General features: G+C 60.3%; 24 protein-coding genes. 6 read left to right on the top strand and 18 right to left on the bottom strand.

Translation table 11 applies throughout. The features are described 5' to 3' along the window. Window positions 1–2 precede the first annotated feature (2 nt). Both L2I46_RS00675 and L2I46_RS00670 read right to left on the bottom strand, forming a co-directional pair. Window positions 3–917, bottom strand: a complete 915-nt coding sequence (locus L2I46_RS00675) for an ABC transporter permease subunit (protein ID WP_023290184.1) — start codon at window positions 915–917, stop codon at window positions 3–5. 109 nt (window positions 918–1,026) lie between these two features. Beyond that, on the bottom strand, window positions 1,027–2,085 hold the full coding sequence (locus tag L2I46_RS00670; RefSeq protein ID WP_075206763.1) for a branched-chain amino acid ABC transporter substrate-binding protein: 1,059 nt from the start codon (window positions 2,083–2,085) through the stop codon (window positions 1,027–1,029). A gap of 289 nt (window positions 2,086–2,374) precedes the next feature. Here L2I46_RS00670 and L2I46_RS00665 point away from each other — a divergent pair, with 289 nt between their 5' ends. Continuing rightward, a complete protein-coding gene (locus tag L2I46_RS00665; protein ID WP_004225356.1) occupies window positions 2,375–2,521 on the top strand; it encodes a hypothetical protein in 147 nt (48 codons plus the stop codon). A 51-nt stretch (window positions 2,522–2,572) separates the two neighbouring features. On the opposite strand, the gene pflB is transcribed toward L2I46_RS00665, so the two are convergent. The 5 genes from pflB to tdcA all read right to left on the bottom strand — a co-directional run bounded on the left by pflB (window position 2,573) and on the right by tdcA (window position 9,511). Next, window positions 2,573–4,867, bottom strand: coding sequence for a formate C-acetyltransferase (gene pflB, locus L2I46_RS00660; RefSeq protein ID WP_236947524.1), 2,295 nt, complete (start codon window positions 4,865–4,867; stop codon window positions 2,573–2,575). Between the two features lie 29 nt (window positions 4,868–4,896). Beyond that, window positions 4,897–6,105 carry a propionate kinase gene (tdcD, locus tag L2I46_RS00655; RefSeq protein WP_032453336.1) on the bottom strand — a complete coding sequence of 403 codons (1,209 nt, stop codon included), beginning with the start codon at window positions 6,103–6,105 and terminating at the stop codon, window positions 4,897–4,899. Between the two features lie 27 nt (window positions 6,106–6,132). Then, a complete protein-coding gene (gene tdcC, locus L2I46_RS00650; protein ID WP_236947461.1) occupies window positions 6,133–7,464 on the bottom strand; it encodes a threonine/serine transporter TdcC in 1,332 nt (443 codons plus the stop codon). Window positions 7,465–7,489: 25 nt separating this feature from the next. After that, window positions 7,490–8,479: a bifunctional threonine ammonia-lyase/L-serine ammonia-lyase TdcB gene (gene tdcB / locus L2I46_RS00645; protein ID WP_023290189.1), complete on the bottom strand. Its 990-nt coding sequence runs from the start codon at window positions 8,477–8,479 to the stop codon at window positions 7,490–7,492. Window positions 8,480–8,572: 93 nt separating this feature from the next. Then, window positions 8,573–9,511, bottom strand: a complete 939-nt coding sequence (gene tdcA / locus L2I46_RS00640) for a transcriptional regulator TdcA (RefSeq protein WP_032453338.1) — start codon at window positions 9,509–9,511, stop codon at window positions 8,573–8,575. 197 nt (window positions 9,512–9,708) lie between these two features. Between tdcA and L2I46_RS00635 the strand changes: the two genes are divergently transcribed. Further along, window positions 9,709–9,831 (top strand): hypothetical protein, encoded by a 123-nt coding sequence (locus tag L2I46_RS00635; protein ID WP_218811005.1) that lies wholly within the window; start codon window positions 9,709–9,711, stop codon window positions 9,829–9,831. 361 nt (window positions 9,832–10,192) lie between these two features. Here the strand turns inward: L2I46_RS00635 and L2I46_RS00630 are convergent, their stop codons facing one another. From L2I46_RS00630 to L2I46_RS00600, 7 genes are all read right to left on the bottom strand, one after another. Next, entirely contained in the window at window positions 10,193–10,993 is an 801-nt protein-coding gene (locus L2I46_RS00630; protein WP_194859638.1) for a phosphate/phosphite/phosphonate ABC transporter substrate-binding protein, read from the bottom strand. Next, window positions 10,986–11,972 carry a fatty acid desaturase gene (locus L2I46_RS00625; RefSeq protein ID WP_164481489.1) on the bottom strand — a complete coding sequence of 329 codons (987 nt, stop codon included), beginning with the start codon at window positions 11,970–11,972 and terminating at the stop codon, window positions 10,986–10,988. The genes L2I46_RS00630 and L2I46_RS00625 overlap by 8 nt, the downstream gene beginning before the upstream one ends. Before the next feature lie 423 nt (window positions 11,973–12,395). Then, a complete protein-coding gene (locus L2I46_RS00620; RefSeq protein WP_032453343.1) occupies window positions 12,396–13,142 on the bottom strand; it encodes a proteasome-type protease in 747 nt (248 codons plus the stop codon). 16 nt (window positions 13,143–13,158) lie between these two features. Continuing rightward, entirely contained in the window at window positions 13,159–13,974 is an 816-nt protein-coding gene (locus tag L2I46_RS00615) for a transglutaminase family protein (RefSeq protein WP_032453344.1), read from the bottom strand. Continuing rightward, a complete protein-coding gene (locus tag L2I46_RS00610; RefSeq protein WP_002910835.1) occupies window positions 13,971–14,900 on the bottom strand; it encodes an alpha-E domain-containing protein in 930 nt (309 codons plus the stop codon). Before L2I46_RS00610 ends, L2I46_RS00615 begins: the two co-directional genes overlap by 4 nt. Beyond that, window positions 14,894–16,333: a circularly permuted type 2 ATP-grasp protein gene (locus L2I46_RS00605; RefSeq protein WP_004180417.1), complete on the bottom strand. Its 1,440-nt coding sequence runs from the start codon at window positions 16,331–16,333 to the stop codon at window positions 14,894–14,896. Before L2I46_RS00605 ends, L2I46_RS00610 begins: the two co-directional genes overlap by 7 nt. Window positions 16,334–16,401: 68 nt before the next feature. Further along, window positions 16,402–16,821, bottom strand: a complete 420-nt coding sequence (locus tag L2I46_RS00600; protein WP_236947528.1) for a hypothetical protein — start codon at window positions 16,819–16,821, stop codon at window positions 16,402–16,404. Here L2I46_RS00600 and L2I46_RS00595 point away from each other — a divergent pair. Both L2I46_RS00595 and L2I46_RS00590 read left to right on the top strand, forming a co-directional pair. Further along, window positions 16,820–18,553 carry an alpha,alpha-trehalase gene (locus tag L2I46_RS00595; protein ID WP_023290200.1) on the top strand — a complete coding sequence of 578 codons (1,734 nt, stop codon included), beginning with the start codon at window positions 16,820–16,822 and terminating at the stop codon, window positions 18,551–18,553. The two genes, L2I46_RS00600 and L2I46_RS00595, sit on opposite strands and share 2 nt — an antisense overlap. Window positions 18,554–18,808: 255 nt before the next feature. Further along, window positions 18,809–20,929, top strand: a complete 2,121-nt coding sequence (locus L2I46_RS00590) for a TonB-dependent siderophore receptor (protein WP_102002717.1) — start codon at window positions 18,809–18,811, stop codon at window positions 20,927–20,929. 41 nt (window positions 20,930–20,970) lie between these two features. Here L2I46_RS00590 and emtA read toward each other — a convergent pair whose 3' ends face one another. Then, complete coding sequence (gene emtA / locus L2I46_RS00585) at window positions 20,971–21,582, bottom strand: membrane-bound lytic murein transglycosylase EmtA (RefSeq protein ID WP_032453347.1); 612 nt, start codon at window positions 21,580–21,582, stop codon at window positions 20,971–20,973. A 175-nt stretch (window positions 21,583–21,757) separates the two neighbouring features. On the opposite strand from emtA, the gene ldcA reads away from it, so the two are divergent. Continuing rightward, window positions 21,758–22,672, top strand: a complete 915-nt coding sequence (gene ldcA / locus L2I46_RS00580; protein ID WP_044523947.1) for a muramoyltetrapeptide carboxypeptidase — start codon at window positions 21,758–21,760, stop codon at window positions 22,670–22,672. A 92-nt stretch (window positions 22,673–22,764) separates the two neighbouring features. Beyond that, window positions 22,765–24,498 carry a potassium/proton antiporter gene (locus tag L2I46_RS00575; protein ID WP_049013408.1) on the top strand — a complete coding sequence of 578 codons (1,734 nt, stop codon included), beginning with the start codon at window positions 22,765–22,767 and terminating at the stop codon, window positions 24,496–24,498. Between the two features lie 130 nt (window positions 24,499–24,628). Here L2I46_RS00575 and L2I46_RS00570 read toward each other — a convergent pair whose 3' ends face one another. Genes L2I46_RS00570 through L2I46_RS00560 form a run of 3 tightly spaced genes read right to left on the bottom strand, consistent with a single transcriptional unit; the run spans window position 24,629 to window position 26,301 of the window. Next, window positions 24,629–24,838 (bottom strand): hypothetical protein, encoded by a 210-nt coding sequence (locus tag L2I46_RS00570; protein ID WP_160326470.1) that lies wholly within the window; start codon window positions 24,836–24,838, stop codon window positions 24,629–24,631. Between the two features lie 15 nt (window positions 24,839–24,853). Next, window positions 24,854–25,102 (bottom strand): ogr/Delta-like zinc finger family protein, encoded by a 249-nt coding sequence (locus L2I46_RS00565; protein ID WP_087796135.1) that lies wholly within the window; start codon window positions 25,100–25,102, stop codon window positions 24,854–24,856. Between the two features lie 44 nt (window positions 25,103–25,146). Further along, a complete protein-coding gene (locus L2I46_RS00560) occupies window positions 25,147–26,301 on the bottom strand; it encodes a phage late control D family protein (protein WP_236947460.1) in 1,155 nt (384 codons plus the stop codon). Window positions 26,302–26,378 lie beyond the last annotated feature (77 nt).

Below are 26,378 nucleotides of genomic sequence, written 5' to 3'. Positions count from 1 at the left end.
CCTCAGACCTTGGCCACCAGCGGTCGACCCAGCAGCCCCTGCGGGCGAAAAATCAGGATCGCCACCAGCAGCGCAAAGGAAAAAACGTCTTTGTAATCCGAATTCACCATTCCGGCGAACTGCGCCTCGGCCACCCCGAGCAGCAGTCCGCCCAGCATCGCGCCAGGCAGCGAGCCAATCCCGCCCAATACCGCGGCGGTGAAGGCTTTGATGCCGATAATAAATCCGATGTAGAAGTCGAAGGTGCCGTAGTTCATGGTCACCAGCACCCCGGCCAGGCCGGCCATCGCCGCGCCGATGACAAACACCAGGGAGATCACCCGGTCGGTATTGATGCCGAGGATCGCCGCCATGCGCCGGTCCTGCTGGGTGGCGCGGCAGATGCGCCCCAGCCGGGTGTACTGGATAATCCAGGTCAGGATCAGCATCCCCACCAGCGCGGCGACGAGAATAAACACCTTGGTCCAGGTGATCTGCACTACCCCATCGCCCACCGTCATACGCAGCGCGCCGCTGAGCAGCGTCGGGATCCCCTGCTGGTTTGGCCCCTGGCTCAGCTGAACATAGTTCTGCAGGATCAGCGACATTCCAATAGCCGAGATCAACGGCGCCAGACGCGTCGAGTTGCGCAGCGGCCGGTAGGCGATGCGCTCGATCGCCCAGCCGTACACGCCGGTGACCACAATGGTGAATACCAGGGTGGCGAAAATCAGCAGCGGGAACGAGTGGATCCCAAAGAAGGAGAGCAGCGCCAGGCCGATGGCGCACAGGTAGGCGGAGACCATATACACCTCGCCGTGGGCGAAGTTGATCATGCCGATGATCCCATACACCATGGTGTAGCCGATGGCGATTAAGCCGTACACCGCGCCCAGCGTCAGCCCATTGATCAATTGTTGCAGAAAAAACGCCGTCATAGCCCCTCCAGCCGCCAGGCCGACGGCCGCCGGGATCGGTACCCGGTCGACCGCCGTCGTGAGACGATTAGCCAATCAAAACAACGGATAGTTCCTGGGTGGTAGCCGATCAGAGCTGGTGATATTTGCCCTTGTCGTCCCACTGATAGACCACATAGTCCGACACCTTGAGGTCGCCTTTGCCATCCCAGCCTTTTTTGCCCATCACCGTCTCGACGTCGTGGCTCTTCAGCCAGTCGCTGGCTTTGGCGTTATCGGTGCCGACGGCGTTCCAGGCGGCGGCGATAGCCTGAATAGAGGCATAGGCGTAGAGGGTATAGCCTTCCGGCTCAAAGCCGCTGGCGCGGAACTTCTCGATCACCGCTTTGCCTTCCGGGAGGGTGCGCGGGTCCTGACCAAAGGTCATCAGCACGCCGTTGGTGAACTGCGGCCCGCCGGCGGCCGTCACCAGCTCCTCGGTGACAATACAGTCGCCGGAGAAGAATTTCGCCTGCACTCCCTGCTCGCGCATCTGGCGCACCAGCGGGCCCGCCTCAGGGTGGCAGCCGCCAAAATAGACCACGTCCGGCTTGAGGGCGCCGATCTTGGTCACCAGGGCGTTAAAGTCTTTTTCACCGCGGGAGAGGCCTTCGTACAACACTTCTTTGGTGCCCCGCTTCGCCAGCGCCGCGCGGGTGGCATCGGCCAGCCCCTGGCCATAGGTGTCTTTATCGTGAATGACGGCAATTTTCTTCGCCTTCAGCACGTCCAGCATATAGTTGGCGGCAATCGCCCCCTGCTGATCGTCGCGGCCGCACATGCGGAAGAGATCCTTCATGCCGCGCTCGGTGATCTGCGGGTTGGTGGAGCCGGGAGTAATGGTCAGAATCCCGGCTTCGTCATACACCTCGGAGGCCGGCATCGTTGAGGAAGAGCAAAAGTGCCCCACCACGGCGGAGACTTTCGCTTCGTCCACCAGCCGGTTGGCCACCGCTACCGCCTGTTTCGGTTCGCACGCGTCATCCCCCTGCACCAGCACAATCTTTTCGCCTTTGATGCCGCCGGCGGCATTGATATCAGCCACCGCCTGCGAGGCCCCCTTCCAGTACTGGGCGCCGTAGGTGGCGTTGGGGCCGGTGAAGGGCCCGGCGACGCCGATCTTCACGTCAGCCTGGGCGTAAAAGGCCATGCTCATACAACCTGCTATCACAACATGAAGCGTCATTGTTTTCAGTTTCAAAGACATTCGGATATTCCTCAGCGATTTAGAGCCTGGCGTCATGGAATGACGCAGAAAATATCACTTACCGTGTGGTACCGACGCAGGCGCAGCGCCAAGACGGCCAGGGTGGAAGAAGCAAAAATCCCGCCAGGTAGAGAGATCGCGCCGGAGAGCGGACGCCCCGGTCGGTGCGCACGCGACGACAACCCGTGCCGCATCCGGCAAGGGCGCATTCCCTTTCAGGTCAGGAGATCGGTTGCCATCACGTGGCGAGCCGGACAACGCGGTATCCGTACCGGCCCGTGAGCTAAACATAGATGCAGTTAGCGGTCGCTGCGCGCCAGCGTGGTGCAAAAATGCGAATATGATCAACAGTGGTGATTATTTTGTTGCGGTAATGTGAAGATGATAACAGGAGAGCCCGTTAAGGGCTCCCCTGTGGCCCGGCGGCCGCTCAGAGCTGGCTGGTGAACGTTCGCGAGATCACATCCTGCTGCTGCTCGCGGGTTAGCGCGTTAAAGCGGACCGCATAGCCGGAGACGCGGATCGTCAGATTCGGATACTGCTCCGGATGTTCTATCGCATCGAGCAGCTTTTCCCGGTTCAGTACATTGACGTTGAGGTGCTGTCCCCCCTCCACCGTCTCCTCGTGATGGAAGTAGCCGTCCAGCAGCCCCACCAGGTTGTTTTCCTGCGCCGACGGCGCTTTGCCGAGGGCCGCCGGCACGATGGAGAAGGTGTACGAGATGCCATCTTTGGCGTAGGTAAACGGCAGTTTCGCCACCGAGGTCAGCGACGCCACCGCCCCTTTGCGGTCGCGGCCATGCATCGGATTGGCCCCCGGGGCGAACGGCGTCCCCGCCCGACGTCCGTCCGGCGTGCTGCCGGTTTTCTGCCCGTACACCACGTTGGAGGTAATGGTCAGGATCGACTGGGTCGGCACCGCCTGGCGCCAGGTGGGCAGCGCCTGAATTTTGCGCATAAAGCGCTCCACCAGGTCGCAGGCGATGGCATCGACGCGATCGTCGTTGTTGCCATATTGCGGATAATCCCCCTCAATGACAAAGTCCACCGCCAGCCCGTGATGGTCGCGCACCGGCTTCACCCGGGCGTACTTTATCGCCGACAGCGAATCCGCCGCCACCGACAGGCCGGCGATGCCGCAGGCCATCGTGCGGTAAACGTCACGGTCGTGCAGGGCCATCAGCGCCGCTTCGTAACTGTACTTATCATGCATGCAGTGGATGATGTTCAGCGCGCTGATGTACTGCACCGCCAGCCAGTCCATAAAGTGGTCGAGGCTGGCCATCACGCTGTCGTAGTCCAGCACCTCATCGCGCAGCGGCGCGGTTTTCGGCCCCACCTGGATCTTCAGTTTCTCATCCACCCCGCCGTTAATCGCGTAGAGCAGCGTTTTGGCGAGATTGGCGCGGGCGCCGAAGAACTGCATCTGCTTGCCGATCACCATCGGGCTGACGCAGCAGGCGATGGCGTAGTCGTCGCTGTGAAAATCGCTGCGCATCAGATCGTCGTTCTCATACTGCAGCGACGAGGTGGCGATAGAGACCCGGGCGGCGTATTTTTTAAACGCCACCGGCAGCGCCTGCGACCAGAGCACGGTCAGGTTCGGCTCCGGCGCCGGACCCATGGTGTGCAGGGTATGCAGATAGCGGAAGGTGGTTTTACTGACCAGGGTGCGGCCATCCAGCCCCATACCGCCCAGGACTTCCGTCGCCCAGATGGGATCCCCGGAGAACAGCGAGTCAAATTCCGGGGTACGCAGGAAACGCACCATGCGGATCTTCATGATGAAGTGGTCAATCAGCTCCTGGGCCTGCTCCTCATTGAGTAAACCGGCGCGCAGATCGCGTTCAATATAGATGTCGAGGAAGGTGGCCGTGCGTCCCAGCGACATGGCGCCGCCGTTCTGCGACTTCACCGCCGCCAGGTAGGCGAAGTAGAGCCACTGCACCGCCTCCCGGGCGGTGCGCGCCGGGTGGGAGATATCGCAGCCGTAACGGGCCGCCATCTCCTGCATCTGCTGCAGCGCGCGCCGCTGTTCGGCCAGTTCTTCGCGCAGGCGCAGGGTGGACTCCAGCGCCTCGCCGCGTTCAAGGGCCGGCTGCAGGTCGGCAAACTGCAGCTCACGTTCGCGGACCAGATAGCGAATGCCGTACAGCGCCACGCGGCGGTAATCGCCGATGATCCGTCCGCGACCGTAGCCGTCCGGTAGCCCGGTCAGCACCCCGGACTTACGGCAGCGCAGCATATCCGGGGAATAGACGTCAAATACGCCCTGATTGTGGGTCTTGCGCAGCGCCGTAAACTGATACTCAAAATCGGGGTCCATTTCGCGGCCATAGGCCTCGAAGGCGCTTTTGATCATATTGATGCCGCCAAAGGGGTGCAGGGCGCGCTTCAGCGGCCGGTCCGTTTGCAGGCCGACGATCTTTTCCAGCGGCTGGTTGATATAGCCCGCCGCGTGGGCGGTGATGCTGGTGGCGACATTGGTGTCGAAATCCACCGGCGCATGGGTGGCGTTCTCGACGCGGATCCCGGCCATCACCTGCTCCCAGAGGGCGGTGGTGGCCGGCGTCGCGTCGGCGAGGAAGGACTCATCGCCCTCGTAAGGGGTGTAGTTATGCTGAATAAAGTCGCGAACGTTAATCTGCGTTTGCCACGCCGTACCGCGAAAGCCCTGCCAGGCGTCGGCGTATCGTGCGTCGTGGGTGTCGATATCTACTTTCATGAACATCGTCTCTCTACAGAATAAAAAAATCAGGCCAGCGCCGCCGCGGTGTGGATCCGGCCTAAGCGGATCGCATCGAGGGCAATCATGCGCTCTTCATTGGTGGGGATAACCGCGCAGCGCACCCGGCTGCCGTCGGCGGAGATCAGGCGCTCGCCGGCCGAATTAGGCTGCTGGTTGCGGGCAGCGTCCATCTCAAGGCCAAAGACCGCCAGCCGCTCGCTCACCAGCCGACGGATCAGCACCGAGTTTTCGCCAATCCCGCCGGTGAAAATAATGCCGTCAAGACGCTGCAGCGCGGCGGCGTGGCCGGCGATATGGCGGGCGATGCGATGGACGAAGGTTTTGATCGCCAGGCGGGCGCGGGCATGGCCCTCATGCCAGGCCTGCTCCAGTACCCGCAGGTCGGAGGAAAGGCCGGAGATCCCCAGCAGGCCGGAGGCGGTGTTGGCCACCCGCTCCAGGTCGCTGAGGGTCTGCCGGGTTTCCGCGGCAATCCACGCCATGGCGCCGAAGTCGACATCGCCGCTGCGGGTGCCCATCATCAGCCCCTCCAGGGGCGTCATCCCCATCGAGGTGTCCACGCTGCGGCCGTTGCGCACCGCGCAGATCGAGGCGCCATTGCCCAGGTGGGCGATCACCAGGCCGCTCTCCTGCTCCGGCAACCCGAGCAGCGCCAGGGCGCGCCGGGAGACATAGCGGTGGGAGGTTCCGTGGAAGCCATAGCGGCGTACCCCGAGGTTCTGGTAATACTCCCACGGCAGGCCATAGAGAAAGGCTTCCGGGGCCAGGGTCTGGTGAAAGCTGGTATCAAAGACCGCCACCTGCATGACCCCCGGGAACAGCCGCTGCGCCGAGGCGATGCCGCTAAGGCTGGCGTAGTTATGCAGCGGGGCCAGGGACGATACCTGGCGAATATTGTCGATAACCTCCTCGCTGATAATGACCGACTCGGTGAAGAGGTCGCCGCCGTGGGCGACGCGGTGGCCAATCAGGGCCACGCTGTCGATAAGATCGCGTTGGGCTAATGCCCCGGCAATCGCCTGCAGGGCGCCTTCGTAGCCGCGCGGCGCCAGCGCCACCGGCTCGCCGCCGTTGAGCGAGAGAGACGCCTGGTCCGCGTTGATGCCCTCGGCTACGCCGTTGAGCAGGCAGTCGCAGCTGGCGGCGTCCAGTACGGAAAATTTGATCGACGACGAGCCGCAGTTGATCACCAGCACTACCGGAAATTCAGTCATGTTGTACTCCGCGTGGCCTGAGCCGGATTAGAACAGTTTGTAAACGATATTGAGGATGGTCAGCAGACCAATGGCGGTCACAAAGAGGTTATCGAGACGGCCACGGTATTTGGCCAGCGAAGGCGCTTTACGAATGGCGTACATCGGCAGCAGGCACAGCAGCGAGGCGATAATCGGCGCGCCCATGGCCTCAATCAGGTCGAGGATATTGGGGTTGGCATAGGCCACCACCCAGGTCGAGCCCATGATGAACACCATGCTCAGGGTATTGAGCTTGCCGCTGGAGACCCGGGTTTTATCCCCTTTAAAGCCGAAACGCAGGATCAAACCGTTCAGCCCCTCGAGGGTGCCGAGATAGTGGCCGAAGAACGATTTGAAGATGGCCACCAGGGCGATGATCGACGCGCCATACTCCAGCAGGGTGGCAAAGGTGGATTTGGCGCCCGACATCGAGGCAAAGTGGTTCGCCAGATAGGAGAGCACCGGGATATTCTGCGCCTTGGCGTCCGCCATGTTCTGCGGCGAGAGGGTAAACAGGCAGCTGAAGGCGAAGAACATCACCACCGCCACCATCAGCATGCTGGCCCGGGAGATGATCTGCGAGCATTTGTGTTCGGTATACTCCCGGCCAAACTGCGCTTCATACTCTTCGCGTTTGGAGACCACAAACGAGGAGACGATCGGCGAGAAGTTAAAGGAGAACACCATAATGGAGATGCCCAGCCACACTGTCACCAGAATGCCGTCGTGACCGGTTAAGGCGATATCGCTGAGGTTCACCTGATCAATCACCGCGCTATTCCAGTAAGGGATCAGAGACAGGGAGATTACCACCAGGCTGGCGATAAACGGCCACACCAGATAGCTCATCACCTTGACCATCAGGTCTTTGCCAAACCAGATGACAAACGCCATCAGCAGCAGCAGGAGCAGCGCCACCACTCCGCGGTTGAGGGCCGGCATCTGCAGCTGGTTCTCCCAGAAGGTCATGAAGGTATTGGTGATCGTCACGCCATAAATCCACAGCAGTGGGCAGATGGCGAAGAAGTACAGAAAGGTGATCACCACCCCGCCGGTTTTGCCAAAATGCTCTTCCACCGTTTCGGTGATATTGCCGGAGGGGTTAGCCCCCGACAGGCACAGCCGCGCCAGCGCCCGGTGGCAATAGAAGGCGATGGGATAGGCCAGCACCAGCATCACCAGGATCGGGATCAGCCCGCCGAAGCCGGCGCGGATGGGGAAAAACAGCACCCCGGCGCCGATGGCGGTGCCAAACAGGCCCAGGGTCCAGGTGGTGTCAGATTTACGCCAGGACGAAAGGCTTGTCTGGCTGGATGCAATGCTCTCAGTCGTACTCATATCCTGTCCTCACTTATGTATTGAATTAAGCGTCAACAAAACCGGTAATTTGCGATACCCGCGAGAGATCGATATTGCCGCCGGAAATCAGGCTGACCGTTTTGCGGTTCTGGATATAGCTGTCTAATTTGCCGCTTAATAACGCGGCGCAGGCCAACGCTCCGGCCCCTTCGGTGATCACTTTATTGCGCTGAATTAAGGCGACCATGCTCTGGCGAATGTCGTCCTCGCTGACGAGGACGATGTCATCCACCAGCTGGCGGGCGATTTCATAGGTCAGTTTTCCCGGGCGGGCGACATCGCAGCCATCGGCTAAGGTGCCGGCGTGGCGATGGCTGGTGATCTCTCCGGCGTACCAGGAGGCGGCCATGCCGTGAACATTCTCCGACTGCACGCCGATAATGCGGATCGTCGGGTTAATAGATTTAATCGCAATCGCGATGCCGGCAATTAAGCCCCCGCCGCCAATCGGCACAATGACATTATCCACGTCATACAGATCTTCTAATATTTCGAGACCGATGGTGCCCTGCCCGGCAATAACCTGGGGATCGTCATAGGGGGGAATAAAGATACGGCCTTCAAGTTCAACAATATCGCTGGCTTTGGCGAGGGTATCGTTAAAATTATCGCCATGCAGCACCACCTCCGCCGAATAATCGCAGGTGGCGGCGACTTTCGATTTCGGCGCCCCTTTCGGCATCACCACTTTCCCGTCAATGCCGAGCATGGCGCATGAGAGCGAGACGCCCTGGGCGTGGTTGCCCGCTGAGCAAGCCACCACCCCTTTGCGTTTTTCCGCTGCGGTTAAGCCGCAGAGCTTATTAAAGGCGCCGCGAATTTTAAATGAACCCGTGCGCTGCATATTTTCGAATTTAAGAAATATTTCACCCTTACAGCGTTCGCTAAAATAATTCGACCGCGGCATACCCGTTTTATATATTTTTCCTGCCAGGCGTTGCTTCGCTTCGAGAATATCGTCAATGGATACCGGAAGATCGTAGGTAATATGCATTATGGCCTCTGTATCTTAATATAAAGTCAATGACCGGGCGTCATCCTGCTGACAACAGCGAGGATGGTTGTTGGATTATTTAATCAATATCAGTCAGGCAATTTCTATTGGCTGCCAGTGGCGGTTGCCCTGCCCCGATGAATACTGTTTCGCCATCTCCACCAGCGACGCCGCCGCGGTTTTCAGCCGATAATTTTTCGACCACACCGCCGCATAGCGCGCCACCGGCAAGGCCTCTTTAATGGGGATGGTGACAAACTGGCTCGAGCCGAACGGCGTGGTCATGTCGCAGGGAATGACCGTCAAAAAATCGGCATTGAGCACCAGGTTATAGATCGTCACCACCGAATCGGTATTGACGATATTTTCACGGCGGATGCCGCTGCGCTGCAGGGTGGTCAGCAGTTCGCTGTAGTAGCCCATATTGGTCTCCGGCAGCACCCACTGCTCGTGCTGGAGCGAGGCCAGGCGGACGGTGCCGTTGCCGATCCGCGCCCGGTTCGCCACCAGCACAAACTCAGACTCAAACAGCGGCTCGACGTGCAGGTCCTGCAGCTTCATCTCATCGCTCAGCGTCCCGATGGCGAAGTCGAGGCGCCCGTCGCGGATCGCCGGCAAGAAGGCAGAGAGCTGCGCCTCATACATCGATACCCGCGCCTTGGGGAAGGTCATTTTGAACTGATGCACCATCTCCGACATAAAGGTAAACCCCACCAGCGAGGGAAAACCAAAGGAGACATCCACCACCGTGCTGTTGGTCAACGCATTCATTTCATTGACCATATTTTTCATTTCCCGGGTGATCGCTTCTGACCAGTTCAGAAATACCTGCCCGGCCTCGGTGAGCGAGACGCCGGTATTTCGCCGGACGATTAATTCGCTGCCAAAATAGCTTTCCATGTCGCCAATGATTTTACTGACCGCCGGCTGTGTGAGTCCTAACGCTTTTGCTCCGGCCCCGATAGACCCGCTGCGGATCACTTCCTGGAAAACCACCAGATGCTGAGTTTTAGGCAGAGAAAAAGTATTCATCACGTCTCACTTTCATTCCTTTGTTGACGGCGGAAAGTGTAACAAATCGCGATTAGCGGGTTATGTGAGAGCTCTCACAAAGGCTCCGCCGTGGCCGATTAGCAGGATTCTCCACCCAGAACAATCCATTTAAAATCAACGCATTAAGATCATAGTGAACGTCGTTTGCGCGTTTATTGCCGTAACCGAATGCGGGGATAAAAATAATTGATGGCGATAACATCGACGGCAAAATGGCGATAAAAAATACGCTTTTTGTACGCTATTTGACCCGCGCCGTCAGGGCGATAAAAAAGGCGAAAATTAAATTAATGCTGTAAAGAATAAAAAGCGGACGTAATCAACGCCATTATTTAACGACAAGTCGGTTTGGCATCACATTTTATCGGCGGCGGGCGGGAAAAAGGCGCAGGCATTATTTACAGCAAAGAAACATTAAATTCACAATCTTGTTTTTCTTGTGCGGCGGAGGGGGCGGCTTTTCCGCCATATCGCAGGCGGTCATACTTTGATTAAAATCAACTCTGGCAATTTATCTTTTGCGGCGCCTGGCAGGCAGTCATTTGTGTTGCCGATCACAAATCTTCAAAACAGTTAATTAAACGCGCCTGTTGCTCGCTCTGACACGGAGGTGGTACACCGCAGCCGACTCGCCAACGACGGTAAACCGGACCGTCTCCCTTATAACTGACTGACCCCCAGCGCCACGGCCTCATCCCGCCACGCCAGCAGCGGAGCATAGGCCTCCCGCGACATATCGCTATAGCCGCAGATCAGAAAGGCGTCGCACAGGGGACGATAGCGCGCATCGCTCACCAGCTGCTGGAGCGCCTCGCGCAGGCTGTTCAGCGTCGCCGCCGGGGTGGCGCCGGCGGTGATCAGCGGCAGCCCTGGCGCGGCCGGGCTCCAGCCGATCGCCGCCAGGCCTGCCAGGGCCTGCGGCTGATGGCGCTGCAGCAGAGCGTAGGTCACGCAGTCGATGGCGGCGATATCGGCGTTTTCCTGCTGCAGCTCGCGCAGCGACTGCCGATGGCTGCCGCTGAACACCACCGCCGAAAAAAATCGCCCCTGCCGGGAGAGCGGCGCGACCATTTTGCGCAGCACGTTGTAGCCAGACTGCGAGTGCTCGGCATTGCACACCGCGCGGCGGCCAAAAAAGTCCGCCAGCATCCGGTGACTATCCGCTTCGCGAACCACCAGCAGGCTGCGGTAGCGGCGCCCCTCGCAACCGGGCGCGGCGTAGTGGAAGCAGCCCACCGTCTGCACCTCCGGCAGCTGGGTCACCAGCGGATAGCCACAGGTCTGGCTCAGCAACAGCCCCGGCTGGCGCCAGTGGGCCAGCAGATCCTCGGGATCGGCCGCCGGAGGGTCCTCCGCCACCCTCACGCCGCGTTCAGCCAGCAGCGACTGCACCGCCAGCCACAGGGCCTGGGTCTGTTGTCGGTGGATGGCATACATAGGAAAGGTCATACGTTCAGCCATGTTCTCCTCCCGCCTGCGCCTGTTCGCCAAAGCCTGGATGGGCGTTCACCGCCACCGCCCGGCGGCTAAAATGGCGTCGCCACTCACCGTACCCGCGCACCAGGAACCCCTGATTACGCTGTAGATAAGCCGTCTGGCGATGCAGATACAGCCGACGTAAAGCGTACCAGGGGACCCCTGGCAGGTCATGATGTACCGCATGGTAGTTGAGATTGAGGAACAGCACCCGCCAGGGGAGCCCGGCCTCGTTGATCACCGAGCGGGCCAGCGGGTCATCCGCGGCCCGGTGTTCGAGAAAAGAGCGCACTTTGGTCAGGGCCAGCGCCGGGTAGCTCACCGCCAGCACAAACCACAGCGGGGAAAAACCCTGCGCCGCCATCCAGGCCAGCAGACCCGTCAACAGAAACAGATGCAGGCTCCACATGGCAATGGCGCGGCGGTCGCCCGCGCGGAAAGCCCGCAGCGCGCTACGCAGGGTGTGAACGATATCCATCAGCGGCGCCAGCAGCAGACGCCCCCAGAAGGTATTGCGCAGGTGGATAAGGCGGCGCTGCCAGGCAGAGAAGCGCTGCCAGCTTTCCGCCGTCACATAGTACGATTCGGGGTCGTCCTCGGGGTGCGTCAGCAGATGGTTGCGATGGTGCGCCAGATGGCTGTCGCGGTAGACGCCGTAGGGATACCAGACCGCCAGCGGCAGCGTCCCCAGCAGCTGGTTGAACCATGCCAGCCGGGTGGGATGCCCATGGATCAGCTCATGCTGTAAGGACATATACCAGGCGGTAAACCAGATTAGCAGCAGCGTGGCCGGAAACAGTCCCAGCGTCCGCCAGCTCGTCACGCAGGCAAACCAGCCGCCGTAAACCGTCACAATCAGCAGCCAGGTCGGCAGCTCGCTGCGCCACAGCCAGCTGCGCGCCAGCTGGCGGATCAGGATGCGCTGTTGGTCATCCACATAGACAGCCGTCTTCTTTTCCGTCACTTCCCATACCTTGCCGTGTTGCCTCATTCCCTCCGAAGATGTGAGATAACACGTTAAATAACAAAGTATTTAATTTACTTAGCTTTGCCAAAAAGCGCGTTTACGTTCCGCATGACTCAGAGAATGCCGTCCACGGCGCAACGGGTCGATGGCGTGCAAATAGCGTGGGATTCTGACAGCCGTGGCATGAGTTAAGAGGAGACGTTCGCTGCGACCGCCATCCGGTTATGATGGCCCATCGCCCGGCGGCGCTAAGCTTGCCGGGCCTACGGGATGAACGTCGATCCCCGGTCACTGGAGGCCGGTGTTAGCGCAGCGCCGCCCGGCAATCCACAGCAGGCAACGTACCCCCCTTTCTTGCCCGCTGGAGGCTGGCGCCTTATCCGCCTTCGCGCCGGCGTTGCCGGCGATGCGGCGCAGAGACTACTCCTCTTCCCGCTCCGCTGGGGTCCAGGTCGGCAGGGTCCGGAAGGTGTGCAACAGCCCTTCCGACCACGCCTTGCGGATGCGGTTGAAGTAGGGATCGCTGTCGGTGATGCGATGCTGCCCGGCGCTGCTCAGGCTGCCGCTGCGGTAGAGCAGCGTATCCAGCGGCAGACCGACGGACAGATTACTGCGCAGCGTCGAGTCAATGGAGATCAACGCGCAGCACATCGCCTGCTCCAGCGGCGTATCGATGGTCAGCACCCGATCGATGATCGGCTTGCCGTATTTGCTTTCGCCAATCTGGAAATAAGGCGTGTCGCGGGTGGCTTCAATAAAGTTACCCTCCGGATAAATATGGAACAGACGATGGGTTTCACCGGCGATCTGGCCGCCAAGCAGCAGGTTGCAGTTGAAGTTGGTGTTACTGCAGTTTTGCTGGTTGCTGCTGTCGCGCTGGATCACCTCCAGCAGCGTTTTCCCGATCAGCATGGCGGCGTCGTAGAGGGAAGTTACCTGCATCAGGTTCGGCTCCTGCTGGGTACGGATCCGCGCGCTGAGCAGGCTTATCACGCTCTGGGTGGTGGCCAGGTTGCCGGCGGATTGCAGCACCAGCACCCGTTCCCCTTCCTGATGGAAAACGTGCAGCTTTTTAAAAGTGGCAATATGGTCGACGCCCGCGTTGGTGCGGGAGTCGGAAGCAAACACTAGTCCATCCGCCAGGCACATGGCCACACAGTAGGTCATTGCGGTTATTCCCGTATTATTGCTGCTGCGCCTGCTGGCTGTGTTCGCGCACTTCAGCGTTGGTTAACATAATCTCCCCGCCGCCGCCCAACCGGGTGCCCCGTACCGGGCAGGCGTCGAGATAATCCAGCCCGGTCGCCAGCCGCAGATGCTGATTCAGACGACGGGTATTATTGGTGATATCAAACGACAGCCAGCGGCCGTCGAGCCACACTTCCGCCCAGGCATGCATCGCCACATGCTGGGCGTTATCGCTGTAGACATAGCCGCTGACGTAGCGCGCCGGGATATCCAGCGCCCGGCAGCAGGCGAGAAAAACATGGGTATGATCCTGGCACACTCCCTTCGCCCGGGCGAAGGCGTCGGCAGCGGAGTCCTGCACCTGGGTCGCGCCGGGGGAGTATGGCATTCTTAACAGCAGATCCGCCATCAGTTGATTCAAACTCTCTTCCGCCGCATCGGGACGATAGAGGCGCTGGGCAAACTCGCGGATCGCCGTATCGGCGCGGGTCAGCGGCGTAGAGCGCAGAAAAACCAGCGGCGACAGCAGCTCGGCCTCTTCATCACGCGTCTCTTCCCCCTCGTCGGCGATATCGACAATCCCGCTGGCGCGGATGGTGATCTCTTTGTGCGGGTTATCCAGCGTCAGCACATGCAGCACATTGCCCCAGCCGTCGGTGGTGGTCACCGCCGCGCCGTCCGGCAGGGTCAGCGTCCAGGCGGTGATGGTCTGCCGTCCGGTGCTGCGCGGCGTCAGGCGCAGATACTGGGTGGAAAACTTCACTTCTTCATCGTAGCCGTAGCGGGTGAGATGATCGATGACCAGTTTCATAAGGCCTCCAGATAGGTTTGTCTGATGCTGTCGGACAGGGCGTTAATTCTCGCCAGCAGTCCGTTAAGCGTGGTCTGCAGGTCCGCCTGCGCCAGGTCGTCACGGGTGCTGAAGCGCAGGTCAACGTTGAGCTGATGGGCGAGGCGCAGCGGCTGATAGGAGCGATCGTTGGCGATCTTCTCCAGTTCGCCCACCAGGTCGGCAATGCTGGCGCGCAGCGAACGTGGAATATCGTTACGCAGGATCAGCAGCTCCATCACCGTTTCGCGACTGACCGGCTGGCGGTAGAGGCTGTTGTAAGCTTCGCGGGCGCTGACCGCATTGAGCAGGGTATCCAGCCGGTAGTATTCGCGCACCGGGTCCGGATCGTTGGTCAGCTGTTGATCCTTAATCAGCAGCAGCTGGGTGGTGGCGAACGCACGCTCGATCAGCGTGCCGATACCGATAAAGCTCAGGGCGTCGTTGCGAAGCAGCGTGCCAATCACCGCCCCGCGAAACAGATGCACCCGCTCTTTCACCCACTCGAAAAAGCCGTCGCTCCCCAGCTCGCCCAGCCCCTGCTGGCGGAGGGTTCGCAGCTCGATGCGGGTGGCATTGATGCTCTCCCACACTTCGGCCGACAGACTGCCGCGCACCGCGTGCGCGTTGTTCCACGCCATCTCCACGCAGCTGTAAATACTGCAGGGGTTGTTGCCATCGAGGGCAAAAAAGTTGAGCAGATTGCTCATGGTAAAGCGGGCGTGGCGCGCCTGAAACAGCTCGTGGGTCATCGACAAATTCAGCGGCAGCGCCAGATCCCGCGACTGCTGACTGTGGCGGGGGATCATTGATAATTTCCAGGTCACGTCCAGCACCCGGGCGTAGCTCTCCGCCCGCTCAAGATAGCGGGCCATCCAGAACAGTTCACTCGCCGTACGACTTAGCATGATGCGTCATCCTCCATCACCCAGGTATCCTTGGTTCCGCCGCCCTGCGACGAGTTGACCACCAGCGACCCTTCGGTCAGCGCCACGCGGGTCAGGCCGCCAGGCACCAGCCGCATCTCCTGCCCGGACAGTACGTAGGGGCGTAAATCGATATGCCGCGGCGACAGCCCTTCATCAACGAAGGTCGGGCAGGTCGACAGCGCGAGGGTGTCCTGGGCGATATAGTTGGCCGGATTGGCCAGCAGGCGCTGGCGGAAGGCCTCCCGCTCCTCTTTGGTGGAACGCGGGCCGACCAGCATGCCGTAGCCCCCGGCGCCATGGACCTCCTTGACCACCATCAGCTCCAGATTGCTCAGCACGTAGCGCAGGTCCTCCGCTTTCCGGCACTGCCAGGTGGGGATATTGCTGAGGATCGGCTGTTCGCCGAGGTAAAAGCGGATCATCTCCGGGACGTACGGGTAGATCGATTTGTCGTCGGCCACCCCGGTGCCGATGGCGTTGGCCAGCACCACGCCGCCGGCGCGATAAACGGACAGCAGCCCCGGTACGCCGAGCATCGAATCGGCGCGGAAGGCCAGCGGGTCGAGCCAGGCGTCATCGATGCGGCGATAAATCACATCCACCCGCCGCGGCCCCTCGGTGGTGCGCATATACACCGCGCCGTTTTTAATAAACAGGTCGGCGCTCTCCACCAGCTCAACCCCCATCTGCTGCGCCAGGAAGCTGTGCTCGAAGTAGGCGCTGTTGAAGCGACCCGGCGTCATCACCACGACGCAGGGATCATCCACCAGCGAACTTTCGCGCAGGGTCTGCAGGAGGTAGCTCGGGTAGCGCTCCACCGGCGCAATGTGATGCTGCTCGAACATCTCCGGATAGAGGCGCATCATCATCTTACGGTTTTCGAGCATGTAGGAGACGCCGGACGGCGTGCGCAGATTATCCTCCAGCACGTAGTACTGACCGTCGTTATTGCGCACCATATCGACGCCGGTGATATGGGCATAGGTGTTGTTTGGCAGGTTGATGCCCTGCATGCACGGCTGGTACTGCTCGTTGGCCAGCACCTGCTCGGCCGGGATCAGCCCCGCACGCAGGATATTCTGCTCATGATAGATGTCATAGAGGAAAGCGTTCAGCGCTTTCACCCGCTGGCGTATACCGCGGTCAATGCGCTGCCACTCCCCGGCGGGGATGATCCGCGGCACGCTGTCAAACGGGATCAGCCGCTCGGTCCCTTCATCCTCGCCGTAAACGTTAAAAGTGATGCCGATACGGTGAAAGAGCAGTTCCGCTTGCGCTTTTTTCTGCCGGATAGAGAATTGATCGGTGTTGCGAAACCATTGCCACCAGGCATTATAGTGCGGCCGCTGTTCACCCTGGGCGGTCAGCATCTCGTCATAATAATGCCCGTCAGGAAGCGTTATTTTTATCATGGCCGTCTCCTCCGGTTGTACTCACTTTGTGGTAATCCCGGTAAGAGATAAGCATTAATTATGCCAGGTCATCCGCCGCCGCGGCGTTGTGCAAATCGGTTCTGACCCGCCGTCTGATTGTGCAAAAAATCGCCACAATGGCCGCCTGCGCCCGGCTGCGGTTGCACCGTCGTGAGGCAGGGCGACGATTTTTGCGCCATGGTGGACGTCAGCGCCGTCAGCCAGTGTGCCGCAGGCCGGGCCTCACAACCCTTCTCGATCCGCTGGTATTCGCCTCCAGCGCGCCGTGGCCAGTGGCCCGGGCGCGTTGGCTTGCCGGTAAGACTAATCGCTTTGCCGGCGGTTGTAGCAGAAAACCAGGCAGGTAAATCCTCTGTTTTCGCGCAAAATGTTACCCCTGACACGCGCAGCGGCAGATATTCGTCTAAGGTTTTTGGATGGCCAAACGTCGTGGCCCGCAGTCGATAATGATAAGGAGAACTCCCCATGACGAGTACTGATGCACATCGTCCCGCTGCTTTGCCCTGTTCCCTGCGCCTGGCGATCGGCGGCGCCCTGCTCGCCCTGATGAGCCTGAATGTCCAGGCGGAAGACGGCAAAACCGCGCCGCCACCCTCGCCGGATATTCTGCTGGGCCCGTTGTTCAATGATGTCCAGAGCGCGAAGCTCTTTGCCGATCAAAAAACCTTCGCCGACGCGATCCCTAACAGCGATCCGCTGATGATCCTTGCCGATTACCGGATGCAAAAAAACCAGGCCAGCTTCGACCTGCGCCACTTCGTCGAGCTGAACTTCACGCTGCCGAAAGAGAACGACACCTATGTGCCGCCCAAAGGGCAAACCCTGCGTCAGCATATCGACGGCCTGTGGCCGGTCCTGACCCGCAGCACCGTCGAGGTGGAAAAGTGGGACTCGCTGCTGCCGCTGCCTAAGCCCTACGTGGTCCCCGGAGGACGCTTTCGCGAAGTCTATTACTGGGACAGCTATTTCACCATGCTGGGTCTTGCCGAAAGCGGTCACTGGGATAAAGTCGAAGATATGGTCGCCAACTTCGCCGCGGAAATTGACACCTGGGGCCATATCCCCAACGGTAACCGCACCTATTACCTCAGCCGTTCGCAGCCCCCCTTCTTCTCCTTTATGGTAAGCCTGCTGGCGACGCACGATGGCGACCAGGTGCTGAAAACCTACCAGCCGCAGCTGGAGAAAGAGTATCGCTACTGGATGGCCGGGGCGGACGCGCTGGCTCCCGGCAGCGCCGACAAACGGGCGGTGCGGATGGCCGATGGCGCGCTGCTCAACCGCTACTGGGACGATAACGACACCCCGCGCCCCGAGTCCTGGCTTGACGACGTCAAAACCGCCAAAAGCAACCCGAATCGTCCGGCCACCGAGATCTATCGCGACCTGCGCTCCGCCGCCGCTTCCGGCTGGGATTTCAGCTCCCGCTGGATGGACAATCCGCAGCAGCTCGCCACCATTCGCACCACCTCAATTGTCCCGGTCGATCTCAATGCCCTGATGTTCCATCTGGAGAAAACCCTCGCCCGCGCCAGTAAAGCTGCGGGGGACAGCGCTGGCGCTACGCGGTACGATGCGCTGGCCAACACCCGCCAGCAGGCTATCGAGAAATACCTGTGGAATGAAAAAGAGGGGTGGTACGCCGATTACGATCTGAAAAGCCACAAGGTGCGCAATCAGTTGACCGCCGCGGCGCTGTTCCCGCTGTACGTCAATGCCGCGTCACGCGAGCGGGCGACGAAAGTGGCGGCCGCCGCCGAGTCGCGGCTGCTCAAACCCGGCGGGCTGACCACCACCACCGTCAACAGCGGCCAGCAGTGGGACGCCCCCAACGGCTGGGCGCCGCTGCAGTGGGTGGCCGTCGAGGGGCTGCAAAACTATGGCCAGCAGAAGATCGCCATGGAGGTCAGCTGGCGTTTCCTGACCAACGTGCAGCATACCTATGACAGCAAACAAAAGCTGGTGGAGAAGTATGATGTGAGTTCGACCGGCACCGGCGGCGGCGGTGGGGAATATCCACTGCAGGACGGCTTTGGCTGGACCAACGGCGTCACCCTTAAGATGCTGGACCTGATCTGCCCGCAGGAGAAACCCTGCGATGCGCTGCCCGCCACCCGTCCGGCGACAACGCCTTCACTACAGGACAAACCCGCCGCTAACGACCCCGCCCCTGCGGCACCGCAAAAGACCGGCTCCTGACGCTGTTCCGCTTCCCCCTACCAAAATCGGTAGGGGTGAAGCGGTCTCCCTGGTCACGACCCTCCCGCGCAGGCCCATTCCGCGGCTCGCGGGAAACACCTCTCCACCCCCTCGCGCTGAACAGGTCACCTTTTCGCTTGATTGCACAAATACAAACAATAATAATTCGCATTACTTTTTAACGAATAATGACAGATTCGTTTTTCCCGCGGCGGCGTACAGGAGTACCAGACCGCGCTGGTTCAGGATGATCTTATGAACGTGGCTATTTCTCGAAAACGCCCGGGGCTACTGTACGCCCTCGCGGTCGCACTTCCCTTCACCGCGCAGGCCGAAGAGACGGTAGTGGTGACGGCCAGCCCGCCGGTGTCTGCCAGCGCGCCGACTGAAGGCTATAGCGCCAGCACCTCGCTCGGGGCGACGAAAACCGACCAGCCGTTAATCACCACCGCCCAGTCGGTGTCGGTTGTCACCCGCCAGCAGATGGCGGATCAGGGGGCGAATACCATCAGCCAGGCGCTGGAATATACCCCAGGGGTCTACTCCAGCTTCGGCGGCGGCGCCACCCGGTTTGACGCCATCTCCCTGCGCGGCTACCACGGCGGCGACGTCGATAACCTGTTCCTCGACGGCATGCGCCTGATGAGCGACGGCGGCAGCCATAACGTTGTGCAGATCGACCCATGGTTTATCGAACGCGTCGATGTGATCCGCGGCCCTTCCTCCGCGCTCTACGGGCAAAGCGTGCCGGGCGGGGTGGTCAACCTGACCTCCAAGCGCCCGCAGTTCAGTCAGCAGGGCCACGTCCGCCTGACTGGCGGAACGCAAAATACCAAAGGCGCGGCCTTCGATTACACCGACGCCATCAATGAGCAGTGGGCATGGCGGCTGATCGGTATGACCCGCAGCAGCGACACGCAGTATGACCATACCCGCGAAGAGCGCTACGCCATTTCGCCTTCCCTGCTGTGGCAGCCGGACAGCGACACCTCGCTGCTGCTGCGCGCCTATCTGCAAAAAGATCCTTCCGGCGGCTATCATGGCTCTTTGCCGCTGGACGGCACCCGCTTCGCGCACAATGGCCGTAAGCTCTCCACCAGCACCAACGAGGGCGATCCGGGAGATGGCTATCAGCGCCGTCAGCAGATCTACAGCTATGAGTTTGACCACCAGTTCACCGACGTCTGGTCGGTCTATTCCGCCGGGAGCTACACCCACACCAACGTCTCCCTCGATCAGGTCTACCAGGTCGGCTGGATAGATGACAGCGATAGGCTGGCCCGCGGCTACAGCGGCTCGCGCGGTTCGCTGGACGGCTGGTCAACCGATAACCGCCTGCGCGCCGATTTCAACACTGGCGATCTGGCGCATACCCTGATCCTCGGCGCCGAATATCATCGCTTCCGCAACGATCTGTGGACCGGCGCCGGCGGCGCGGCGCCGCTTAACCCGTTTACCGGCTATACCGCCCAGACCGGGCATACCGTGACCTACAGCGATGACAATAATCGCCGCTACTACCAGACCGGGCTGTATCTGCAGGATGAGATGGTCTGGGACCGCTGGCATATGGATGTTTCCGCCCGCTATGACCGCATCGTTTCCCAGCAGGTCAGCGACACCCAGGGCACCTCGAACCGCCGTTCAGACGATCATATCAGCGGCCGCGCCTCGCTGTTGTACGCTCTGGACAACGGGCTTTCACCCTATCTGAGCTACAGTCAGGCGATTACCCCGGCGATGCTGCCCGGCGCGGATGGCAAACCATTGAAACCGACCACCGCCGAACAGTTTGAAGCCGGCCTGAAGTTCCAGCCGCCGGGCAGCAGCGACCTCTACAGCATCGCGATTTACGACCTGACGCAAAAGGATGTCGCCACCCGCGACCCGAACATCGCCACCGCCACCTATATTCCTGCGGGGAAAGTGCATTCCCAGGGCGTCGAACTGGAAGCGCACCATCAGATCACGCCGCAGCTGAGCACTATCGCCTCGTATACCTGGAATCGTCTGCGCTTCCAGGACACTAAGGACGGTACCGACAACAACACGCCGCAGCTGACCCCGGATCAGATGGCCTCCTTCTGGGCGCGCTATCAGTTCCCGGCGGGGATCTCGGTGGGCGCCGGCGTCCGCTACATCGGCAAACAGTGGGCGGATGATGCCAACACCGCGCGGCTGCCGTCGGTGACGTTGATGGATGCCATGATGCGGGCCGACCTCGGCGTCTGGTCGCCGGGGCTGAAAGGCGCTTATGTGCAGGTTAACGCCAACAATATCGGCAATCGTGAATACGTTTCCGGCTGCTACGGCACCGGCAACTGCTACTGGGGAGCAGAGCGCAGCGTGATGGCTACCGTCGGCTACGATTTCTGAGGACGTGGCCTCCGGGAGACTCCCGGAGGCCAAACGAGGGATTACATGGCATCCAGCGCTTTCTGCAGCTTCCAGATATAGCGCGGCGCCTGCGGAGCCGGGTGTTTTTTCACCACATGCTCGAAGAACTCATCGGCGTCGAGATCGTTAATCTCGTCGATGGCGTCCTGCCGGCTTGACGAGAAGGTGCGCAACAGCGCGCCCGCGCCGTTGGCGTAGGAGACCACCACCGCATAGCGCATCACCTGCGGGTCTTTGATCCCCGCCAGCGGGCCGTTTTCCAGAATGCTCAGATAGGCGGCCCCCATCGAGATATTCCGTTCCGGGTTTTTCAGCTCACTGACCGACGGCTCGCCGCGCCAGCCCATCCGCCGATAGACATCGCGTCCGGAGGTCGACGGCTTAAGCTGCATCAGCCCGACGGCGCCGGATTTACTCACTACCGCAGGGTTACCGCCCGACTCGATGGCGATAATCGCCGTAATCAGCTGCGGATCCACGCCCCAGGCAGCGCCGGCTTTTTCACTGATCGGCATCCACTGCATCGCCCGCTTCACCGGGACCTCGGGGTTCCACGGCGGATTGGTGTAATCATGTTTCGAACTACAACCGGCCAGAAAAACGACTAAAATAAGCAACCATCTCAATTTCACACATCTATCCTTATCTACCCAAACGCCATCATGCTGCAGAACGACGGCAGCGGTACGACCCCCGCCCGCCGACAGCCTGATGGATGACGGGTGCGGATTGAAGTTAGCCACCTGGAGATGACAATCGCCATTCCAGGCGGCATCATAACCCTTTCATTCATAGCAAGGAATTATCATGTCTCAGTTTTATCTGGTCGCGCCATCCGGTTATTGCATCAACCAGCAAGCGGCGGCCCGCGGCGTCGAGCGTCTGCAGCAGGCCGGACACGAGGTGGCCCACCAGCAGGTCATTCCCCGCCGGCTGCAGCGTTTCGCCGGGACTGAACATGAACGGCTGGCCGATATTAACCAGCTTGCCCAGCTGCCCGGGCGCAACCGGATCGTTCTCGCGGTGCGCGGCGGCTACGGCGCCAGTCGTCTGCTGCCGCATATCGACTGGCAGGGGCTGATTGCCCGCCAGCAGCGCGACCCGCTGCTGATTTGCGGCCACAGCGATTTCACCGCCATCCAGTCGGGCCTGCTGGCCCTGGGCAATGTCGTCACCTTCAGCGGGCCGATGCTCGCGGGCAACTTCGGCGCGGAGACCCTCGATCCGTTTACCGAACACCATTTCTGGCAGGCGCTGCGCCAGCCGGAATTCACCCTCGAATGGCCGGGCGAAGGGCCGAACTGCCGGGTGGAAGGCACCCTGTGGGGCGGGAATCTGGCGATGCTGACCTCGCTTATCGGCACCCCGTGGCTGCCGGCGATCCGCGACGGCATCCTGGTGGTGGAGGATATCAATGAGCACCCGTTCCGCGTCGAACGCATGCTGCTTCAGCTGTTGCACAGCGGCGTACTGGCGGCGCAGAAGGCGGTGATCTTCGGCAGCTTCACCGGCGGCACGCCGAACGACTATGACGCGGGATACGACCTGCCGCAGGTCTTTGATTACCTGCGCCAGCAGCTCTCTGTACCGATGATTAGCGGACTGGAGTTTGGTCACGAGCAGCGCACGGTGACCCTGCCGCTGGGGGCGCGCGCGCGGCTGGTGAATCAGGCGGCGGCCACCACCCTGACAATCAGCGGCCACCCGGTGCTGGCAGAATAAATTTGTCAGACGCATAGGCGGATCCCCTGCGAATTGTTAAAATAGTGTCACTTTTAGCCATTTTTTCACGCCAGTCAGGGAGTACGTGAACATTGGACGCCGCTGCGGTCATTAGTCTGTTTATTCTGGGTTCTGTTTTAGTAACCTGCAGTATCTTATTGAGCTCCTTTTCTTCTCGCCTTGGCATCCCGATTCTGGTCATCTTTCTGGCTATCGGGATGCTGGCAGGCATTGACGGCATCGGCGGCATCCCCTTCGACAACTACCCCTTCGCCTACATGGTGAGTAACCTGGCGCTGGCGGTGATCCTGCTGGACGGCGGGATGCGCACCCAGGCCAGCTCCTTTCGCGTCGCGCTGTGGCCGGCGCTGTCGCTGGCGACGGTCGGGGTGCTGATCACTTCGGCGCTCACCGGGATGATGGCGGCCTGGCTGTTCAAACTGGATATGATCGAAGGCCTGCTGATCGGCGCCATTGTCGGCTCCACCGACGCCGCGGCGGTCTTCTCGCTGCTCGGCGGCAAGGGGCTCAACGAGCGCGTCGGCTCGACGCTGGAAATAGAGTCAGGCAGTAACGACCCGATGGCGGTATTCCTGACCATCACCCTGATCGAAATGATCCAGCAGCACCAGACCGGCCTCAGCTGGATGTTCGCCGTGCATATCATTCAACAGTTTGGCCTCGGGATCGCCATCGGCCTCGGCGGCGGCTACCTGCTGCTGCAGATGATCAACCGCATCGTGCTGCCCGCCGGGCTCTATCCGCTGCTGGCGCTGAGCGGCGGGATCATGATTTTCGCCGTCACCACCACCCTCGACGGCAGCGGTATCCTCGCCGTCTATCTCTGCGGCTTTTTGTTGGGCAACCGGCCGATCCGCAACCGGCACGGTATCCTGCAGAACTTCGACGGTCTGGCGTGGCTGGCGCAAATCGCCATGTTCCTGGTGCTGGGCCTGCTGGTGACGCCCTCCGACCTGCTGCCGATCGCTATCCCGGCGCTGCTGCTGTCGATGTGGATGATTTTCATTGCCCGTCCGCTGTCGGTGTTTGCCGGTCTGCTGCCGTTCCGCGGGTTTAACCTCCGTGAACGGGTGTTTATCAGCTGGGTTGGCCTGCGCGGCGCGGTGCCGATTATTCTCGCGGTGTTCCCGATGATGGCCGGCCTGGACAACGCCCGCCTGTTCTTCAATGTCGCCTTCTTCGTGGTGCTGGTGTCGCTGCTGCTGCAGGGCACCTCGCTATCGTGGGCGGCGAAAAAAGCCAAAGTGGTGGTGCCGCCCGTCAGCTGGCCCATCTCCCGCGTCGGGCTGGATATTCACCCGGAAAACCCGTGGGAGCAGTTTGTCTACCAGCTGGGGGCCGATAAATGGTGCATCGGCGCGGCGCTGCGCGACCTGCATATGCCGCCGGAGACGCGGATTGCCGCGCTGTTTCGCAACAATGTCCTGCTGCACCCCACCGGCAGCACCCGCCTGCGGGAAGGCGATATCCTGTGCGTCATTGGCCGGGAACACGACCTGCCTGCGCTGGGCAAAATGTTCAGCCAGTCGCCGCCGGTGGCGCTCGATCAGCGCTTTTTCGGCGACTTTATCCTTGATGCCGAGGCCCGCTTCGCCGATGTGGCGCAAATCTACGGCATCGACGGCGGAGAGGAGTTCCGCGAACATCAGCAGTCGCTGGGGGAAGTGGTTCAGCAGCTGCTGGGCGCCGCGCCGGTGGTGGGCGACCAGGTGGAGTTCGCCGGGATGGTGTGGACAGTAGCGGAAAAAGAGAACGATCACGTGCTGAAGGTAGGGGTCCGGGTCGCGGAAGACGAGGCGGAGTGATCCGCCTCATAAGAAAGAGTAATTATATGATATTTATATAATTTTTATTTATACGATCCACATAAAGACCACATAAAAATAAAAGCCTCGCATATGCGAGGCTTTTTAATGGCTTGTGATGGTTATCCGCCTATTCCCTTACGGACACCGTTTCCCCATTATCAACCAGGACAACGACGCCAACTCCGCCCTGCAAAATACTTTCCCTGGAGCCTTCGTGGTCTTTGACTTCAATACTCACACTCCCACCTCTCAGCATCTTGATTGCCAACCAGAAAAAACCTTTGGCAAGTGAGCGGCGGTTTTTTGCTGAATTCCCCGCACAAAAGAAAACCTGCATATCTTCTCCTTATCGCTACAGAGCAAGGTTGAGCTGATCCCGGCCGTAATGCGAGGCAGGAAATGCGTCTGATGGGATGAATCCTGGTGATAATTTTTCTTGCGGCCCGCGCTTTGTTACCAGCTTTTCAACGCTGTTCAGGGTGGTGAAAGTAATGCTGCATTCAAAGTTCTGGCACTGGTGATAATGCCGGACGGTGGTATTACTTAACGGACGACTGGTGCGCGTTTTGGCAACGGCACCGCAAATAGGGCACTTGAACATGATGGCCTCCCGGGCGGGAGTTGAACTCACCGTTATTATGGCTGCTATGACTCGGTTTCCGCAATCCATTCAGGTATTTTCGCTTCAAGCTCCAGCTGCGTTTTAAATCCGCCGTCGTCGATCGTGTGCGTGGCCTTCGCAATTATCCAGTCCTGATTATTCATATCCGTCTTGAATCCCGATACCGTGCCGTGCATCTCCGGGTACAGATCAGCTCGGCCATAGGCCAGCGTCATATTAAATTCGGCAGCGCCTCGCTTGAGCTGCTGCCACTTTGCCGCAGCGGCACGCTGGGCGGCGGTTTCGCTGCTATAGGTTGTCCGCAGCACAAAAACATTACCGTCTTCACCGGCGATGTAATCCCCTTCCCTTGCGCTGCTGCGCAGCTTCTTCTCGGTCTTCTTCTTGCGGGCTTTAACGGTGACCTTTTTCTTTTTGCCGAACTCCAGATCCAGCCAGTACGCCTGCACGCCGGTGTAAGCGTCACGGTCGGCAATGCGGAACGAATGCCGGTCGCCACTGGAACGGGTGATCGCAAACTGCGGCAGGGCTTTGCCGTTCGCGCTGACGCCGCCACCCGGCAGGATAAACAGAAGGCTACCGTTTTTGATGGTGGCAATGGCCCCCAGCAGGTCGGCCATCCTCGTCAGAAATGACATATCGCTTTCCTGGGTCTGGTCGGCGTGATCAATCTCGGCGCTCATCAGCTGCCCGGAAATCACCGGCGTCAGTTTGTAACGCCTGGCGATGGCTGACACGATGCGCTCAACCGTCACGTCATGCCATGACACCTCGCGCTTGACGTTGAACTCATCCCGAAAATCCGCGCTGCGGGCGGTGATCTCCAGTCTGTCCGGCGGCCCCGAATGGGCGACCTCATCAACGGTGTAAACCCCTTTGTAAACCAGCGGTTCACCCTGCCACCCCAGCGACACCGACAGCTCAGCACCACGCGGCGGCAGTTCGATCAATCCGTCGCTGTCGTCGATAGCAATGGTCAGCTCGTCGGCCTCAAATCCGCGGTTGTCGGTCAGCTCCAGCGAAATAATGCGTGGGTCCAGCTGCGTCAGTGCTTTGCCGCCCATCAGGATACTGAACGCCGGCACGCGCGAAAGCTCTGACTGATAGTCCTGGAATCGCTGTGCCCCTTCGTCCAGTAGCGCTTTTGCTTTGTCAATAGTGTCTGTCGTCAGTGCCATATGCATTCCCCCGCCGTTGATAGTTTCATGCGCGCGCGATACTGGCGATGGCTTTTTGTTGTGACAGACCGGTCACA

The sequence above is a fragment of the Klebsiella sp. 2019SCSN059 genome, assembly GCF_021739525.1.
Taxonomy (GTDB): domain Bacteria; phylum Pseudomonadota; class Gammaproteobacteria; order Enterobacterales; family Enterobacteriaceae; genus Klebsiella; species Klebsiella quasipneumoniae.
This window is presented reverse-complemented; position numbering and strand designations above follow the sequence as displayed.

Excerpts from the sequence above, each read along its gene's own strand:
- L2I46_RS00675 (WP_023290184.1), bottom strand. The coding sequence starts at position 917 with ATGACGGCGTTTTTTCTGCAACAATTGATCAATGGGCTGACGCTGGGC.
- L2I46_RS00670 (WP_075206763.1), bottom strand. The coding sequence starts at position 2,085 with ATGGCCTTTTACGCCCAGGCTGACGTGAAGATCGGCGTCGCCGGGCCC.
- pflB (WP_236947524.1), bottom strand. The coding sequence starts at position 4,867 with ATGAAAGTAGATATCGACACCCACGACGCACGATACGCCGACGCCTGG.
- tdcD (WP_032453336.1), bottom strand. The coding sequence starts at position 6,105 with ATGACTGAATTTCCGGTAGTGCTGGTGATCAACTGCGGCTCGTCGTCG.
- tdcC (WP_236947461.1), bottom strand. The coding sequence starts at position 7,464 with ATGAGTACGACTGAGAGCATTGCATCCAGCCAGACAAGCCTTTCGTCC.
- tdcB (WP_023290189.1), bottom strand. The coding sequence starts at position 8,479 with ATGCATATTACCTACGATCTTCCGGTATCCATTGACGATATTCTCGAA.
- tdcA (WP_032453338.1), bottom strand. The coding sequence starts at position 9,511 with ATGAATACTTTTTCTCTGCCTAAAACTCAGCATCTGGTGGTTTTCCAG.
- L2I46_RS00630 (WP_194859638.1), bottom strand. The coding sequence starts at position 10,993 with ATGGCTGAACGTATGACCTTTCCTATGTATGCCATCCACCGACAACAG.
- L2I46_RS00620 (WP_032453343.1), bottom strand. The coding sequence starts at position 13,142 with ATGACCTACTGTGTGGCCATGTGCCTGGCGGATGGACTAGTGTTTGCT.
- L2I46_RS00615 (WP_032453344.1), bottom strand. The coding sequence starts at position 13,974 with ATGAAACTGGTCATCGATCATCTCACCCGCTACGGCTACGATGAAGAA.
- L2I46_RS00610 (WP_002910835.1), bottom strand. The coding sequence starts at position 14,900 with ATGCTAAGTCGTACGGCGAGTGAACTGTTCTGGATGGCCCGCTATCTT.
- L2I46_RS00605 (WP_004180417.1), bottom strand. The coding sequence starts at position 16,333 with ATGATAAAAATAACGCTTCCTGACGGGCATTATTATGACGAGATGCTG.
- L2I46_RS00595 (WP_023290200.1), top strand. The coding sequence starts at position 16,820 with ATGACGAGTACTGATGCACATCGTCCCGCTGCTTTGCCCTGTTCCCTG.
- L2I46_RS00600 (WP_236947528.1), bottom strand. The coding sequence starts at position 16,821 with ATGGGGAGTTCTCCTTATCATTATCGACTGCGGGCCACGACGTTTGGC.
- L2I46_RS00590 (WP_102002717.1), top strand. The coding sequence starts at position 18,809 with ATGAACGTGGCTATTTCTCGAAAACGCCCGGGGCTACTGTACGCCCTC.
- ldcA (WP_044523947.1), top strand. The coding sequence starts at position 21,758 with ATGTCTCAGTTTTATCTGGTCGCGCCATCCGGTTATTGCATCAACCAG.
- L2I46_RS00570 (WP_160326470.1), bottom strand. The coding sequence starts at position 24,838 with ATGCAGGTTTTCTTTTGTGCGGGGAATTCAGCAAAAAACCGCCGCTCA.
- L2I46_RS00565 (WP_087796135.1), bottom strand. The coding sequence starts at position 25,102 with ATGTTCAAGTGCCCTATTTGCGGTGCCGTTGCCAAAACGCGCACCAGT.
- L2I46_RS00560 (WP_236947460.1), bottom strand. The coding sequence starts at position 26,301 with ATGGCACTGACGACAGACACTATTGACAAAGCAAAAGCGCTACTGGAC.